The sequence below is a fragment of the Vibrio rumoiensis genome, from assembly GCF_002218045.2.
Lineage (GTDB): Bacteria > Pseudomonadota > Gammaproteobacteria > Enterobacterales > Vibrionaceae > Vibrio > Vibrio rumoiensis.
Genome location: NZ_AP018685.1, coordinates 1677784 through 1693456, shown reverse-complemented (window position 1 = coordinate 1693456; position 15673 = coordinate 1677784). Strand labels below are relative to the sequence as shown.

General features: G+C 40.3%; 14 protein-coding genes, 1 riboswitch and 1 other annotated feature. Of the genes, 8 read left to right on the top strand and 6 right to left on the bottom strand.

The window, feature by feature from the left end:
* Nucleotides 1-23: 23 nt before the first annotated feature.
* A complete protein-coding gene (locus VRUMOI_RS19360; protein ID WP_089139697.1) occupies nucleotides 24-176 on the bottom strand; it encodes a hypothetical protein in 153 nt (50 codons plus the stop codon).
* 422 nt (nucleotides 177-598) lie between these two features.
* Here VRUMOI_RS19360 and htpX point away from each other — a divergent pair, with 422 nt between their 5' ends.
* Nucleotides 599-1462 carry a protease HtpX gene (gene htpX / locus VRUMOI_RS07815; RefSeq protein ID WP_089139698.1) on the top strand — a complete coding sequence of 288 codons (864 nt, stop codon included), beginning with the start codon at nucleotides 599-601 and terminating at the stop codon, nucleotides 1460-1462.
* 117 nt (nucleotides 1463-1579) lie between these two features.
* Here the strand turns inward: htpX and rsmS are convergent, their stop codons facing one another.
* The 4 genes from rsmS to dinG all read right to left on the bottom strand — a co-directional run bounded on the left by rsmS (nucleotide 1580) and on the right by dinG (nucleotide 5255).
* Nucleotides 1580-1747, bottom strand: a complete 168-nt coding sequence (gene rsmS / locus VRUMOI_RS07810; protein ID WP_089139699.1) for a pleiotropic regulatory protein RsmS — start codon at nucleotides 1745-1747, stop codon at nucleotides 1580-1582.
* Nucleotides 1737-2300 (bottom strand): primosomal replication protein, encoded by a 564-nt coding sequence (locus VRUMOI_RS07805; protein WP_089139700.1) that lies wholly within the window; start codon nucleotides 2298-2300, stop codon nucleotides 1737-1739. The genes rsmS and VRUMOI_RS07805 overlap by 11 nt, the downstream gene beginning before the upstream one ends.
* Nucleotides 2301-2311: 11 nt before the next feature.
* Complete coding sequence (locus tag VRUMOI_RS07800) at nucleotides 2312-3082, bottom strand: sulfite exporter TauE/SafE family protein (RefSeq protein WP_089139701.1); 771 nt, start codon at nucleotides 3080-3082, stop codon at nucleotides 2312-2314.
* Nucleotides 3083-3173: 91 nt separating this feature from the next.
* Nucleotides 3174-5255 (bottom strand): ATP-dependent DNA helicase DinG, encoded by a 2082-nt coding sequence (dinG, locus tag VRUMOI_RS07795; RefSeq protein WP_089139702.1) that lies wholly within the window; start codon nucleotides 5253-5255, stop codon nucleotides 3174-3176.
* Nucleotides 5256-5906: 651 nt separating this feature from the next.
* Between dinG and VRUMOI_RS07790 the strand changes: the two genes are divergently transcribed.
* The 3 genes from VRUMOI_RS07790 (at nucleotide 5907) to VRUMOI_RS07780 (ending at nucleotide 9118) form a co-directional block, all read left to right on the top strand.
* Nucleotides 5907-6932 (top strand): porin, encoded by a 1026-nt coding sequence (locus VRUMOI_RS07790; protein ID WP_089139703.1) that lies wholly within the window; start codon nucleotides 5907-5909, stop codon nucleotides 6930-6932.
* Nucleotides 6933-7006: 74 nt separating this feature from the next.
* On the top strand, nucleotides 7007-7645 hold the full coding sequence (locus VRUMOI_RS07785) for a DUF2057 family protein (RefSeq protein WP_162598351.1): 639 nt from the start codon (nucleotides 7007-7009) through the stop codon (nucleotides 7643-7645).
* Nucleotides 7646-7813: 168 nt separating this feature from the next.
* Nucleotides 7814-9118: an inosine/guanosine kinase gene (locus VRUMOI_RS07780; RefSeq protein WP_089139705.1), complete on the top strand. Its 1305-nt coding sequence runs from the start codon at nucleotides 7814-7816 to the stop codon at nucleotides 9116-9118.
* Between the two features lie 105 nt (nucleotides 9119-9223).
* Here VRUMOI_RS07780 and VRUMOI_RS07775 read toward each other — a convergent pair whose 3' ends face one another.
* Complete coding sequence (locus VRUMOI_RS07775) at nucleotides 9224-9640, bottom strand: H-NS family histone-like protein (protein WP_089139706.1); 417 nt, start codon at nucleotides 9638-9640, stop codon at nucleotides 9224-9226.
* A gap of 119 nt (nucleotides 9641-9759) precedes the next feature.
* Between VRUMOI_RS07775 and VRUMOI_RS07770 the strand changes: the two genes are divergently transcribed.
* The 4 genes from VRUMOI_RS07770 to hisD all read left to right on the top strand — a co-directional run bounded on the left by VRUMOI_RS07770 (nucleotide 9760) and on the right by hisD (nucleotide 15666).
* Nucleotides 9760-10785: an IS630 family transposase gene (locus VRUMOI_RS07770; protein WP_110410653.1), complete on the top strand. Its 1026-nt coding sequence runs from the start codon at nucleotides 9760-9762 to the stop codon at nucleotides 10783-10785.
* A gap of 307 nt (nucleotides 10786-11092) precedes the next feature.
* Nucleotides 11093-11328: riboswitch (Lysine riboswitch) on the top strand.
* 123 nt (nucleotides 11329-11451) lie between these two features.
* Nucleotides 11452-13035, top strand: coding sequence for a Na+/H+ antiporter NhaC family protein (locus VRUMOI_RS07765; protein ID WP_089139707.1), 1584 nt, complete (start codon nucleotides 11452-11454; stop codon nucleotides 13033-13035).
* A 216-nt stretch (nucleotides 13036-13251) separates the two neighbouring features.
* Nucleotides 13252-13379: a sequence feature (His leader region), on the top strand.
* An 86-nt stretch (nucleotides 13380-13465) separates the two neighbouring features.
* Nucleotides 13466-14362 carry an ATP phosphoribosyltransferase gene (gene hisG / locus VRUMOI_RS07760; protein WP_089139708.1) on the top strand — a complete coding sequence of 299 codons (897 nt, stop codon included), beginning with the start codon at nucleotides 13466-13468 and terminating at the stop codon, nucleotides 14360-14362.
* Nucleotides 14362-15666 (top strand): histidinol dehydrogenase, encoded by a 1305-nt coding sequence (gene hisD, locus VRUMOI_RS07755; RefSeq protein WP_089139842.1) that lies wholly within the window; start codon nucleotides 14362-14364, stop codon nucleotides 15664-15666. The genes hisG and hisD overlap by 1 nt, the downstream gene beginning before the upstream one ends.
* Nucleotides 15667-15673: the final 7 nt, after the last annotated feature.

Sequence of the window (15673 nt, the reverse complement as noted above, 5' to 3'; positions counted from 1 at the left end):
GCTTTTTAATTTTATCTTTTCTATTAACGAGTTGGAGCGCTATCAGGCACAAGTTTTATAGGCTGCTCTGATTTTTTTTCAGCTAAACCTAAGCGTTCTTTTGCTTCTTCTTCCGATAAGCCTAGATGGCACGATAATAAATCGATTGCCATTTGGTAATTTTCTTTATCCGCCATACCTATGATCCTTATTATTTTCGATAATGTTAACAACTTAAGGGCATTCATCAAAACGAGCAATAAGACTAAAGTATAACGAAGGCTAGAGTTGTGTTGATATTTTGAGCATAACCCTTTTTGTTCAGAGATTTAGATACTGAACTTAGAAACTTTAATGTGTGATTGATGTCACACAACTTGGCTGTTGAGTACATAATTCATACTATAGTCGAATGGATTTTAAGAGCGATGCCGGGGCGACACTAAATGTTTCAATTTAGCTCTTAACCTTGAAGTTAAAATGAATGACTATATATAGAAGTAACCCTAATATGCAGAATTCAGAGTGGTAATAAAACTGTATTAATGCAAGTTGGTTTTTTATTGGGCCATAAGGGCACGATGAATAATGAATAGTTTCTCAATGGAGACAGAAAAGAATGAAACGAGTGATGTTATTTTTAGCAACTAACTTAGCCGTAGTACTGGTACTAAGTGTTGTTTTAAACATTGTTTATGCGGTAACAGGGATGCAACCAGGAAGCCTTTCCGGCCTATTAGTCATGGCGGCTTTATTTGGTTTTGGTGGCTCATTCATTTCATTGTTGATGTCTAAAAAAATGGCATTACGATCGGTTGGTGGTCAAATTATAGAAACACCAAGAAATGAAACCGAGCATTGGTTAGTACAGACAGTCAGTCGTCAGGCGCAACAAGTTGGTATTGGTATGCCAACGGTTGCGATTTATGATTCACCAGATATCAATGCTTTTGCGACTGGAGCAAAACGAGATGACTCACTCGTTGCAGTTTCAACGGGTTTATTGCATAACATGACTCGTGATGAGGCAGAAGCGGTACTGGCTCATGAGGTTAGCCATATTTCTAATGGCGACATGGTGACGATGACGTTAATGCAGGGTGTCGTGAATACCTTCGTTATTTTCTTGTCTCGTACTATTGCAAACCTTGTGAGCTCAAGAGATAACGAAGAAGGCGGTGGCTCAAACATGATGAGCTATTTTTTAATCTCGATGGTATTGGAGTTAGTCTTTGGTTTCTTGGCGAGCTTTATTACCATGTGGTACAGCCGTCATCGTGAGTTTCATGCGGATGCAGGTGCAGCAAATTTAGTCGGTAAACAAAAAATGATCGCTGCACTTGAGCGTTTGAAAATGAGCCACGAACCGCAATTAGAAGGCTCTATGATGGCATTTGGGATCAATGGCAAGAGAACCATGATGGAACTACTAATGAGCCATCCTCCGCTTGATAAGCGTATTGATGCACTGCGTAATAGCTAATTAATTGATATTAAATTTTAACTTGAGCGTTTCTCTTCCATGAATAGGAGAGAAACGCTTTTTTGTATGCGTAGTTCTGATAACGCTATGATGCTTATAGATTGTGAGTTATTTAGTTTATTGACTTTGTAGTTTCTTCTTTAAATCGGCTTCTACAATTTTCAGAGCTTCTAATGCGATGTTTGGATCAATCTCATTTGATTCTAATAAATAAATAAGATCGACCGCTAATTTTATTTCTTCTGGTGCCGAATCTAGCGGGCTAGGTTGGTGTTCAGTAGTCATTACTTGGGTTATGCCTTTCTCTGTAGGTAATTTGCTTTTCTATTTTCAATTTAGCGGCTTGGCAGCGCTCTAGTCGTTGTTCAGCGACTAAGAGATCCTGCTGTGCTTTTGCTCGTTGAAAGCTGCTGCAATGCTCTACTAGATGCGTTTTTTGCAGTACAAGATCTTTTAAGCGAATTTCCCACTCTTGGTGTTGGGATAAATCTTGGTATAGCTCGCTGATCGGTTTACGGTAATGGCTGCTATGTTTAATTTCATTATGGCGAATTGCCCCAGTGGCTAGTTCTCGTTGTATCGCTTCTAATTGGGCAATAAGTTTTTGGCTTAAATGCTCAGCACGTAACTGGGTCAATCTATTGGCTTGCTGCTCGCGAACGATGCTGTCATAGGTTGATTGTGCTTCAGCAACACAAGGAACGAGAAATCGAGCTCTACAGCTAAAAAGGTGCTCATCAAATAATGCTTGATGATGTTCGCCTTTTTGTCGGTCACGTTGAGCGGCCTGTTTTGCTAATGCATCGAGCTTTTCTGCAATATCGTTGAAATGACTCATATTTCCCTCGATTAAAACCAGGCTTCATAAGCGAGCTTAATGGCCATGACACTGACAACTGTGACAAAAACAGGACGAATGAATGCAGCACCAAAGCGAATCGCTGAATGAGCGCCAACGTAAGCCCCTGCCATTAAGCAGAGCCCCATGGTTAAACCTAATGCCCAATTAATGTGGCCTAATATGGCAAAGGTCACTAGGGATGTAAAATTGCTCGTGAAGTTCATGGCTTTCGCTACACCAGATGAAAGTAAGATATTCATCCGGTATAGAGCCATATTACTCACTGTCCAAAATGCACCCGTGCCAGGACCAATCGCACCGTCATAGAAACCAAGTGTTAAACCTTGAATGACTTGCTTTTTATGGGTCTTAGCATCAAAGTCTGGCATGTCGTTGTGGTTTTCTTTTGGAGATTTATGAAAAATAGTATAAACCGCCGTTGCGAGAATGATTAACGGTAATAACTTTTCTAGCCAATCAGTACTGATGACATTGACCGCTAAAGTGCCGCTAATGGCACCGATTAACGTGGCAATAAATGACCGGTACCAAAATTCAGGTGTGAACAGGCGTTTCTTGTAATACGTAAAAGCGGCGGTCGAAGAGGCAAAGGTTGCAGACAGTTTGTTGGTACCAAGCGCCAAATGGGGAGGTAGACCAATGGAAAGTAGTGCGGGTACCGTTAACATACCGCCACCGCCAGCAACCGCATCGATAAAACCAGCAGCAAAAGCAACAAGGCCCAGAATGATAAGCATCGTTGGGTCTAACATTTCCATAAATGATCTTCTTAGTTAGTTCATCTCTAGATGACTCATTAATAAAATGGTCAAATCTAAATCAAATAATAATTATCTTGTAAGCCCTAATCTAATATTCTATTTTTCGCGCAAAAGGCGGTAGGGCATCCAATAATGATTTTCCATAGCGTTTGGTCACTATGCGTCGGTCTAAGATCACGACTCTACCAGAATCTTGCTCTTTCCGCAGTAAACGGCCTACCGATTGAATAAGTTTCTTACTCGCTTCAGGAACTGAGATCTGCAAAAACGGATTTCCGCCTTTTTGCACGATATATTCCGAATGTGCTTCTTCTACTGGTGAGGTCGGGACGCCAAACGGAATTTTTGTGATAATTAGGTTCTCAAGTAACTTGCCCGGTAAATCTAACCCTTCAGAAAAACTGCCAGTACCAAAAATCACACTTGTTTGCTCAAATTGGCAATAAGCTTTGTGCTTATTCAATATTTCGGTCCGTGAACGTTTACCTTGGAGTTGTAAATTCCACTTTTCTTTTATCGCTAGCGCTTCGAGTTTCTCTGCCACTTGGTTCATTTGCCAATAAGAAGAGAATAATACTAAGTTCGCTTTATTTTTTTGAATATAATTGGGTAGGATTTCACCGAGATAACGAGTGAAATCGGGATGTTGAGGTTCAAATTTAATATTAGGCACCAGTAACTCTGCATTATTTTTGTAATCAAAAGGCGATGCTAATGCGAGAAACTGAGTGGCGTCTTCAGCTTTTAGGCTAACACCGGCTTGAATGGCGAAATATTGGAATGAATTCAGTGCTCTCATGGTGGCGGATACTAATACCGCGCCTGCACAGCGACTCCATAATTGGCGATCAAGTTGCCAACCGACTTCGAGAGGGGAAACACTGATGATGAAATCATCTTCACGCTCAGGGCTAACCTCTATCCAACGAGCAAGCGGTGCCCCTTTATCATGATTTGGTTCAGCCATTAAGTGCCATACCTTAGCCAGGTTTTCTAAGCGTTGTAGATAAAAGCCTGATTCCGATAGGGCCGGTTCTGCAAGGCGAGAAGATAATTCACCATCTTTAACTCGCTCTGAAATTAAATCTGCGATTTTATTCATCGCTTGATGCGCTTTTTTACTCAGTATTTTTAGGCTTTTAGATTCTTCTTCTAACCAAGTCGGTAACTCTCCATGTTCAAAGCGATAAATACGTTCTTTAAATTCATTGGCATTAAATCGTGTACTTAATTGGGTAAGAGCAGGTATTAGTTGTTGGATAGCGTCTTGCAATTCATTTCTAAATCGAGCACTACGCTTGGCATCAGTCAAGTTCGCTATTTTCACGACGGCTTTATTGAGGCTTTCTAACCAGCCCGCTGCGCCTTTTAAAGTGGCGGCGGCTGAAGCATGTTCACGGGCCACGTTCGGTAGATGGTGTGCTTCATCAAAAATATAAATACTTTGCTCTGGTTCTGGCAAAATCACGCCGCCACCCAGATCAGCATCGGCCATGACTAAACTGTGATTGGCAATAATGATGTCGGCTTTATCAAGATCCGCTCGAGCTTTCTGGAAAGGGCAATCTCGATGTGAGGGCATCGAATTATTACAACTGTGCTTATCACTAACGATAATTTTCCAAATATCATCCGGGATCGTTTCTGGCCAACTATCTCGATCGCCATCCCATTTTTGAGTTGAAAAAGCGTTATATAAATCTTGCAACTGCTTTATATCTTGCTGTTTCGGTTTATTTTCAAACATCGCCATCTGCTGACCATCTTGTTGCCCACCAGAAGCTAACATCAATTTTTCAGCACAGCAGTAGCGCTGACGTCCTTTAGCTAATAGAAAAGTAAAAGGGGCCTCGACCAAACGACGATAAAGCGGCATATCTTTATTGATTAACTGCTCTTGTAGCGCAACCGTTGCGGTTGAAATGATGATTTTCTTTTCACCGAATTGTGCAAAAGGAACGGAAGCCATTAAATAGGCTAGAGACTTACCGATCCCAGTTCCCGCTTCTGCCACAATCATCCGATTGGATTTATGGTAGGTACCCGACAGTGTTTTCGCTATTTCTGCGACAAGATAGTTTTGAGCTCGACGTGGAATAAAACCATCCAGTTGTTGAGATAGGTTTTGATAACTGTGCTTGATGGCTTTTTGAATATTGGCAGATAGCATGCTGGGATCTCTTAAATGAACAACTGGATATTATCACAGTGGTTATGCCAAGTAACCTATCTAATTGATGTGACTAAAAGTTAATTCTCAGATTAAATGTGGGAGGTTTTTACTTGTTTGAGAAAGTATTGGTTAAGTTTTTCTTTAAAAGTAGGTGGCAGGAATGATTCCTTTTAGGTCGAAAATTAACCTCCTCGTCATTCTTTTGTCACAAGAAATAAGATCGAAATCACAGATTAGTGCATGAGATTCATTGGTTATTGTGGTTTGTATGATTTGAGTGCCATTTGGTGTTTAATTCTGTTTTTTATTATTTATTGTGATTTTGTATCGAGATGATTATATTTTTTTAGATTTTATGACTGCTGTTTGGTTGTTTTTTGCTCTAGCAAGTTTGATGTTATTCAATTGTTATGCTCTTTTTTTTAATCTGATTTTAATCTAATTAATTGATTTTTATGGGTTTTTATATTTTTTGCGCTGTGATTTACTTTTTTTTATTTAATTTGACACTTTTGGGGAACTTATTGCAATCTTTGGGTGCGAATCAGATGTACCGCTTGTTAGTTAGATACTGATAACTGACAGGCGATAAAAAAAAGAAAGGAATCCCAAAGGGAATTTCAAATTAATAAAAGGCAGTGGATTATTATGAAAAAATCACTTTTAGCGCTAGCTGTATCAGCAGCAGCATTTACGGGTGCAGCGAATGCTGCTGAAATCTACAGCAGCGATGAAGCAACTGTAGATTTTTATGGTCAGCTACGTACTGAAATGAAATTCATGGATGCTGATGATTACAACGGTGACCTTTCTACAGGTTCATCACGTACAGGTGTTGATGCTAAGTACAATGTAAGCGATAACTTTGCTGTGCTAGGTCTCGTTGAAGTGGGGGTTCCAGCTAATGACAGTTCTGATGTGACAGTTCGTCGTCACATGGTAGGTTTTGCAACTGATTTAGGTACTATACAATTTGGTAAAGATTGGACTGTTTCGGATGATCTAGGTGGTACAGATTACTCTTACTTCTTTGGTGGTACAGGTAATCTATATGGCCAATTAAATGGCGCATTAAATGATTCTCAAATTAAATACTCATTAGATCTAGATAACTGGTGGGTAAAAGCTGCATACGGCTTTAATGATAGCTCATCTCACCAAGATTTAGCGGAAGGTTTTGTTGGAGCTTCTTTTGGTGCGTTTAGCTTCCATGCTGGTGGTGGTTACAACCGCAACCATGACTTTAAAGCAGGTAACACATCTCTTGATGTTAGCAATACTTACTACGAAGCAACTGGTGTATTCGATGCTACAGATACACTTCAGTTGAGTGCTACTTACTACGGTTCAAAAGTTGAAGTAAAAGATAGTGATTTTGATGTTGACCAAAATGCAATCTCTGTTGGTGCATATTGGACATTTGTTGAGAAAACTTCTCTTTATGCAGGTTATGAGTATGTGAAGCAAGATGCTGGTGACTACGGCGATGAAGATGGCAACAACACTTTTGTTGGTGTTGAATACAAATTCTCTAGCTGGGCTCGTGTATTTGCAGAAGTTGGTTATGCAGATGGTGCGACACTAGGTTTTGTTGATGAAAATGACAATCTTATTGGTCCTTCAACAGCAGACAGCGAAACTAACTTCGGACTTGGTGCTCGTTTCTACTGGTAATCAAGTCTAGAACTTGTGATAGTATAAAAGCTCGGTTTCTACCGGGCTTTTTTATTTTTAAATAAGGGATGTATATGACTAAGAAATTATTTTCTGCAGTAGGTTGCATTGCATTGTTGGTGAGTCAATTGGTTCAAGCCGAAGTGAAAGTCCCACTTCCAGATAGTATTAACTTGTTGGTAGTCAACTCTCTCAAGCCGAAAATAGAAAAAGGCGGGTTATTTGGTCAAAATACACTCGTCTTACCTGATGGCGAAAACCAAATTGTGTTTAAGTTTCAACCAAGCGTGATGGAAAATGACACATTGCGTAAAGTTTATAGTGAAGTGATTGTCGCAAAATTTACAGCGCAAGATGATGAGCTGACTTTTGTATTGCCTGAATATCGTGATTTGTCTCAGGCCCGTAGTGAAATTGATGATTTCGAGTGGTCAATGGTCAATAGCCAACAACAGCCTGTGGATGTCAAACAGGAACCTTTATCTGCAGAAGGTGTACAACTCGGCCGCAACTTCATCGAAGATGTGATGGATTACAATATGCGTGGTGGTGTGGCTGCTATCACTACTGGTGCGGTTGCCGCAAAAAATTTACCTGTTCAAGGTCAAATGAAAGCAGATAGTGAAAATGTTGGTCAGCTTAAAGCTTGGTATTTAAAAGCGAATAAGCAAGAGAGAAAAGACTTCCAAGTTTGGTTGATCGATCAACAATAACACGATTAATTCAACTTAAAAGAAGCGACCAGAGTGTCGCTTTTTTTGTTTTTTATTTCATGAACTATTTTATTTTTGTTGGCAAACGGTTGCTATTGGTCGCTATATTGCTGCCTGTTCAATTGATGGCTACAATTCAACTCCCTGTTCATAACCTACATAATCCTTATGAAATTCCCCGGCCAGCGTAAATCAAAACACTATTTCCCCGTTGATGCTCGTGATCCGCTTGTCAGCCAAGCGCAAGAAAGCAAGCAAATGTCTCGTACTCATATCATTGGTATTGATCAGACTTTGGTTGATATCGAAGCAAAAGTGAGCGATGAATTTATTGAAAAATACCAATTGAGTAAAGGTCATTCATTGGTTATCGACGATGATACAGCTGAAGCGTTATATAACGAGTTAAAACAATATGACTTAATAACGGATGAGTTTGCTGGTGGCACAATAGGGAATACATTGCATAACTATTCCGTATTAGCTGATGATAAATCGACGCTATTAGGGGTTATGAGCAATAGTATTAATATAGGTAGCTATGGTTATCGTTACTTATGCAATACATCGAGCCGCATGGACTTGAACTATTTACAAGGTGTGGAAGGTGCTATTGGTCGTTGTTTTGCCCTTATTAGTGAAAATGGTGAACGTACTTTCGCAATCAATGAAGGTAAGATGAATCAGTTATTACCAACGAGCATTCCTGAGCATATTTTTGAAAATGCTTCTGCTTTGGTTTTAACCGCTTACTTAGTTCGTTGTAAACCTGGCGATCCAATGCCAGAAGCCACGATGAAAGCGATTGAGTACGCCAAAAAATATGATGTTCCAGTCGTACTAACACTTGGGACTAAATATGTGATTCAAGATGATGCGAAATATTGGTGTGATTTCATTCAGCAGCATGTGTCCGTTTTGGCTATGAATGAAGAAGAAGCTGAAGCCTTAACAGGGGAGCATGATCCTTTATTAGCATCAAGTACCGCTCTTAATTGGGTTGATTTGGTTTTATGCACTGCAGGCCCTGTTGGTTTATATATGGCGGGTTACACAGAAAATGAAGCTAAGCGCCCAACAACATTACCTTTACTACCAGGTTCAATTGCTGAATTTAATCAATATGAATTTAGTCGACCAACCGTTCGTGCGCTATGTAAAGACCCGATAAAAGTATATTCGCATATTGCGCCGTATATGGGTGGCCCTGAAAAAATAAAGAATACTAATGGGGCAGGGGATGCCGCCTTATCCGCAATTTTGCACGATATGGCAGCGAACAAATACCATAGAGAGAATATTCCTAATTCGAGTAAACACGAGTACCCATTTTTGACTTATTCGTCATTTTCGCAAGTATGTAAATATGCCAACCGCGTCAGTTATGAAGTGTTAGCACAGCACTCACCACGTTTATCTCGAGGTTTGCCTGAAAAAGAAGATAGTTTAGAAGAGGCATATTGGGAAAGATAGTATTATCCAACTCAAGTGGCGAATATACTTGGTGAATAAATAAGTCATTGTAAAAAAATAAAAAAGGGAGCGTAATGCTCCCTTTTTTAATTAAAGATATAGCGGTTATTTGATTAGGAAGTCATCGATTGATTTTCCTGCATCAAGTGCTTCTTGAATCGCTGATGGTGTACGACCTTGGCCAGTCCATGTTTTACGCTCGCCATTTAGAGTATATTCATATTTCGCTGGACGAGGTTGGCGTTTTTTACGCGCTTTAGATTTCGATTCTCCACCGCTCATTGCAGAAATAAGATCTTCTAAATCAATTCCGTCTTTTGCGATCATCTTAGCATATTCAGCCAGCTTCGCTTCACGCTCTGCTTGTTCTGCTAATTCTTGTTCTTCAGCTTCTTTTCTTTCTGCTACAACAGTAGTCAGCTTTTCAAGCAACTCTTCAACTTCTGCTAAAGTAAATTCATCACGAGTAAATGCGCGAAGACTACGAATATTTAATAATGCTGACTTTTTGATTTCTGACATATAAGTGCCCTATAAAATAGAATTGCTGAATTAAGTTTATCTACTAATAATACAACTACTATACCCGTGATCATTGAAGATGCTTGATTTTATCCTTGAACAGGATCATGCTACCAAACATGAAAATAGAACTTTCCAACCAAAAGAAAAAACAACTTGAACGGATGCACGATTCATCTCGTGACCGTCGAGTATGTGATCGTATCAAAGCTGTCCTGCTTGCTTCTGAAGGTTGGTCTGTTTCTATGATTTCGCAAGCATTGCGAATTCATCAAACGACGGTGACTCGTCATATCAATGACTATTTACAGTCTGAAAAATTAAAACCCGAAAATGGTGGCTCACAAAGTAAACTCAATGCCGATGAAACGATGGCATTAATTGAGCATCTTGCTGAAAATACCTATTTTCATACTCACCAGATTGTTGAGTACGTCCAGAATCAATTCCAAGTGACTTACACTGTCGCTGGAATGAATAAATGGTTACACCATAATGGCTTTTCCTATAAGCAACCTAAAGGTGTTCCACACAAACTTAATCCTGAAGCTCAAGAAGCTTTTATTCAGCATTATCAAGAGCTGAAGCAACTCAATGAACCGATTTTATTTATGGATGCAGTGCATCCAAGCCAAGCGACTAAAATCACTTACGGTTGGATCCGCAAAGGTGAAGATAAAGTAATTGAAACGACCGGTAGCCGTACACGATTAAACTTTGTCGGTGCACTGAATCTAACGGATATATCTACGACAGTGACCGAAAGTTATGAAACGATTGATAGTGAAAGTATTGCCCGTTTCTTTTGGAAACTGAAAAAAGATCATTATCCATTAGAGCAAAAGATTCATGTAATTCTCGATGGTGCCGGTTATCACCGAAGTCAGCTGGTAAAAGATTTTGCCCGGATGCTCAATATCGAACTGCATTATTTGCCCCCTTACAGTCCAAATTTGAATCCAATAGAACGACTGTGGAAGGTCATGCATGAGCATGCCAGAAATAATGTTTACTTCCCGACAAAAGCATCCTTTAAGGATGCAATAAATCTATTTTTTGATGTGACTTTGCCCAAAGTTGCAGGCTCACTGACAACTCGAATTAACGACAATTTTCAGGTTTTGAAATCTGCAACTTCAAGTTAATTGGGTATAGATAAAGGTAAGCTAATTTTATATTCGATATCTTTTTTAGTCAAAGTTATATTTGCTTAGCGACCAATTAGGCGAGAAATTTTTAATATTAATACACTTGTTAATCGTAGTATTAATATTATTGAACATGATGGAAACATTTAACTATTAGCTTGACGGGTTCGTTAACAATACCACTCAAGAGAATTTATCGACTTTTATCTTGCCATTTGATTTTCGATCATTACAATGAGCCGAATCTTGCTAGAACCCTTTGTGAATGTCCTGATAAATGGTCATTTGTAAGGTGAATGTTTTAGTCTGATGTAGAGGCGCAATATTTATAAGTAGTACGTTTTAGGGTGATGCCTTTGAGAGCGTATGAAAGGAAATCTTGCCGAAGTAAGAGCTAACCAGTGCGTTTTGGTTAGTTAGGTTTATCAAGACCACTTGCTGGGGTTGCATTTAATAAGTGTAACACTGCCATAGTTTGCATAGTGCTCGTCATCATGACGGCATAATGTGTTTTTTTTACTATGGAGCGCTACTGTAGACACATGAAAGTAAACTCACTGGCTTTCAACGTTTATCAACAAGATGATTTATTGTTTTACGACCTTATTCTTCAACAATATCCCTTCTGCAGTAGATCTCTAACCAATTTTGGTTTTTTTGATCATGAACTTAATCGATTTTACTTCTTCAGCGGCATCTTTATTGCCACCTGCTGTTGCGCTTACGATGGCCATTTTAACTAGGCGTGTTCTGCTCTCGCTTGGTGTGGGCATTGTTTTAGGTGCATTGTTACTTACCGGTTTTTCGATCACAGGGACGGTTAGCTATACGAGCTCAACGGTTCTTGGTGTTTTTGTTAGTGACGGTGGATTGAACTGGGATAGCCTCTTTATCTTATTGTTCTTAATCCTTCTTGGAATGATGACGGCATTATTAACCCTTTCGGGTGGTACTTATGCATTTGCAGAATGGGCGCAAAAGCGCATTAAAAGTAGGAGAGGGGCACAATTTCTAGCAGCATGGCTAGGTGTTTTCATTTTCATTGATGACTACTTTAACAGTCTAGCTGTTGGCGCAATCTCTCGTCCTGTTACGGATCGTTTTCAAGTTTCTCGTTCTAAGTTAGCTTACATTTTAGATTCAACGGCCGCGCCAATGTGTGTCATTATGCCAGCTTCAAGTTGGGGCGCTTATATTATGACCGTTGTTAGCGGTATCTTGGTGTCACACGGCATTACTGAGTACTCTGCACTGGGTGCTTATATGCGCTTAGTGCCGATGAACTATTATGCAATCTTTGCGTTATTAATGGTGTTTGCCATGATTTGGTTTGACCTTAATGTTGGCCCTATGCGCAAGCATGAACTTGCAGCCACTCAAGGTAAAACCGATGATAGAGATGAACATGCGCCTGATTTAACCGAAGAATCAGAAATTAATGAATGCAAAGAAGGTACGGTATCAAACTTAATCTTGCCGATCGTTACTTTGATCATTGCGACAGTGTACTTCATGGTCAGTTCTGGTGCTGATGCGTTGAGTGCGGATGGGCAAGCATTTAGTATCTTAAAAGCATTTGAAAATACTAACGTCGGCCAATCATTATTTTCTGGCGCGCTTCTTGGTTTACTGTGTGCGATTGCGACCGTTATCAAGCAAAAAATTCCGCTAAAAGATATGCTCGTCACTCTTTGGATCGGTGCTAAATCGATGTTTGGTGCGATTCTAATTTTAGCGTTTGCGTGGACGATTGGCGCCGTGATTAAAGATGTTGGTACTGGTGCGTATTTATCAACGTTAGTTGAAGGTAATATCGATGTTCATTGGTTACCTGTATTGTTGTTCTTGCTTTCAGGTGTGATGGCATTTTCAACCGGAACCTCTTGGGGCACATTCGGTATTATGTTACCGATTGCCGGTGATTTGGCTGGTGCGACGGATTTAGCGCTTATGCTGCCGATGCTCAGCGCGGTATTGGCGGGCTCTGTTTTTGGTGACCATTGTTCTCCAATTTCTGATACGACGATTTTGTCTTCGACAGGAGCACGTTGTCATCATATCGACCACGTTTCTACACAATTGCCATATGCGTTGGCGACCGCTTTAGTTTCATCGGTTGGTTTTATTGTTCTTGGTCTAACGGACTCTTCATTAATTGGCTTTATGGCTGCTAGTGTTACTTTTGTTGGATGCTGCACCGTAATGTCTGTGGTTTCTAAATCAAAAATGAAAAAAGCCATCGCTTAAAGTCGAGTTTAATCGTGCGGTTAGAATTGTGATGTAAAGGCTGAGTTCGTTAATGACTCAGCTTTTTTCTACATGTTTAAGTGACATCAAGAGACAGAATTCCGATGGTGAAAAATAATTCGAATAAAGGCTTGAAAAAATAGTCGAGCTTGGGTAGTGTGAAGCTATTGAAACTGATTGAGTAAATGAAACCATGCGCACATTTGATATGAACATTCATCATCACCATCATCCTGTTATATCTTGCGGGTGAGTGTGTGCATCCGGAAGATATCTCTTCCGGACCTGAATCAGTAAAAAGATTCAAACCCTCGGAAGAGTTCTCTCTCCGGGGGTTTTTTCATTTAGGGACGTTTTAAAAATAACAAATAGATGATTAGTGATGTTTCGCTGATAAAAAATTGAAAGTTAAAAATACAGGGATAGAGAAATGCAAAATAAACGACTAAGAATTGCTATTCAGAAAAAAGGCCGCTTAAGCAAAGAGTGCCAACTATTACTGAAAAAATGCGGTGTGAAATTTAATATTGCCGGTGAGCGTTTAGTGGTTCACTGTGAAAATATGCCCCTTGATTTATTATTGGTTCGTGATGATGACATTCCTGGTCTCATTATGGATGGTGTCGTTGACTTAGGTTTTATAGGTGAGAATGAGTTAGAAGAAGTTCGCTTAGATCGTAAAGCACTCGGTGAAGCTTGCGAGTTTAATGCCCTTCGTCGTCTAGATTTCGGTGGTTGCCGCTTATCGATTGCGATTGATAAAGATGAAGAATATAACGGACCACAAGATTTAGCTGGCAAACGTATTGCGACAACCTATCCTCATTTATTAAAAAGCTACATGGATGAGCAAGGGATTAATTTTAGTACCTGTATGCTCACAGGCTCAGTTGAAGTCGCTCCACGCGCTGGTCTTGCCGATGCGATTGCTGATCTCGTGTCTACTGGCGCAACGTTAGAAGCGAATGGCTTAAAAGAGGTGGAAGTGATTTTCCGCTCTAAAGCGACCTTGATTCAACGTGTTGGTGAATTCTCAACAGAAAGTACAGACCTGATTGATAAGCTACTGACTCGCATGCAAGGTGTGATTCAAGCAAAAGAATCCAAATACATTATGCTGCACGCGCCATCAGACAAGCTAGAGCAAGTCAAACAACTCTTACCGGGTGCTGAAGATCCAACAGTACTGCCATTATCTCAAGAAAAGAACCGTGTTGCGGTACACCTAGTGAGTACAGAAAATCTTTTCTGGGAAACAATGGAAGGTTTAAAAGCATTAGGCGCGAGTTCGATTTTAGTTTTACCAATTGAAAAAATGATGGAGTGATCAGTATGAAAACCGTCGTTTGGCAATCATTAAGCGAAGAGCAACAGAATACGGTACTTGAGCGCCCAGCAATTAGCGATGGTGCTAACATTACCTCGATTGTGACTGATGTGCTCAATCAGGTGAAGCAAGGTGGCGATGCTGCAATTAAAGCATTAACGGCAAAATTTGATAAATCGACGCCGGATTCAATTCGTGTTTCGGCGCAGGAAATCGAACAAGCTGCGGATCGTTTATCTGATGAAATGAAACAAGCACTTGAACAAGCCCATAGAAATATTTCAGTTTTTCACAAAGCGCAAAAAGCACAACCGTTAAGTGTGGAAACACAACCGGGTGTCGTGTGTGAGTTGGTCACTCGCGCCATCAACAAAGTTGGGCTTTATATTCCTGGTGGTAGTGCGCCATTGCCTTCCACGGTTTTAATGCTTGGCGTACCCGCTCAAATCGCTGGTTGTCGTAAAGTTGTACTGTGTTCTCCACCACCGATTGCCGATGAAATATTATATGTTGCAAAATTATGTAATATCGATGAAGTCTATAATGTCGGCGGTGCGCAAGCGGTCGCAGCAATGGCTTATGGCACTGAAACGGTCGCAAAAGTGGATAAGATCTTTGGTCCGGGTAATGCCTTTGTAACCGAAGCTAAACGCCAAGTAAGTAATGATTTTCGTGGTGCAGCAATCGATATGCCGGCCGGTCCTTCTGAAGTGTTAGTGATTGCCGATGAAACTGCTGATGCAGATTTTGTCGCGGCAGATTTACTTTCTCAAGCTGAACATGGCCCAGATTCGCAAGTGGTGTTATTAACGCCATCACCAATGATTGCCGATCAGGTCGCGGAAACGGTGCAGAAACAACTAAAATCTTTGTCTCGCAGTGATATTGCTGAAAAAGCCCTAGGTTCAAGTCTTATTGTGATCACGGAATCATTAACCCAGTGTGTTTCGATTTCTAACTTCTATGGGCCAGAACACTTAATCGTACAAACAAAGAACCCTCGTGAATTATTGCCTTTATTAGATAACGCAGGCTCTATTTTTCTTGGTCAATGGTCACCAGAATCGGTAGGGGATTATGCGTCAGGAACGAATCACGTTTTACCGACGTATGGGTATACCCGCACTTATTCAAGTTTGGGATTAGCGGATTTCTCTAAGCGTATGACGGTTCAAGAGCTGACGAAAGAAGGTTTACAAGGATTAGCCTCTACCGTTGTGACAATGGCTGAAGCAGAAGGTCTAGATGCCCATAAACGCGCCGTGACTATTCGAATCGATAAGTTAAATCAACAAGCAAAATAAAAGGGCA

Excerpts from the sequence above, each read along its gene's own strand:
- VRUMOI_RS07790 (WP_089139703.1), top strand. The coding sequence starts at position 5,907 with ATGAAAAAATCACTTTTAGCGCTAGCTGTATCAGCAGCAGCATTTACG.
- rsmS (WP_089139699.1), bottom strand. The coding sequence starts at position 1,747 with ATGACTACTGAACACCAACCTAGCCCGCTAGATTCGGCACCAGAAGAA.
- VRUMOI_RS19360 (WP_089139697.1), bottom strand. The coding sequence starts at position 176 with ATGGCGGATAAAGAAAATTACCAAATGGCAATCGATTTATTATCGTGC.
- VRUMOI_RS07805 (WP_089139700.1), bottom strand. The coding sequence starts at position 2,300 with ATGAGTCATTTCAACGATATTGCAGAAAAGCTCGATGCATTAGCAAAA.
- VRUMOI_RS07785 (WP_162598351.1), top strand. The coding sequence starts at position 7,007 with ATGACTAAGAAATTATTTTCTGCAGTAGGTTGCATTGCATTGTTGGTG.
- VRUMOI_RS07775 (WP_089139706.1), bottom strand. The coding sequence starts at position 9,640 with ATGTCAGAAATCAAAAAGTCAGCATTATTAAATATTCGTAGTCTTCGC.
- htpX (WP_089139698.1), top strand. The coding sequence starts at position 599 with ATGAAACGAGTGATGTTATTTTTAGCAACTAACTTAGCCGTAGTACTG.
- VRUMOI_RS07800 (WP_089139701.1), bottom strand. The coding sequence starts at position 3,082 with ATGGAAATGTTAGACCCAACGATGCTTATCATTCTGGGCCTTGTTGCT.
- VRUMOI_RS07765 (WP_089139707.1), top strand. The coding sequence starts at position 11,452 with ATGAACTTAATCGATTTTACTTCTTCAGCGGCATCTTTATTGCCACCT.
- VRUMOI_RS07780 (WP_089139705.1), top strand. The coding sequence starts at position 7,814 with ATGAAATTCCCCGGCCAGCGTAAATCAAAACACTATTTCCCCGTTGAT.
- VRUMOI_RS07770 (WP_110410653.1), top strand. The coding sequence starts at position 9,760 with ATGAAAATAGAACTTTCCAACCAAAAGAAAAAACAACTTGAACGGATG.
- hisG (WP_089139708.1), top strand. The coding sequence starts at position 13,466 with ATGCAAAATAAACGACTAAGAATTGCTATTCAGAAAAAAGGCCGCTTA.
- dinG (WP_089139702.1), bottom strand. The coding sequence starts at position 5,255 with ATGCTATCTGCCAATATTCAAAAAGCCATCAAGCACAGTTATCAAAAC.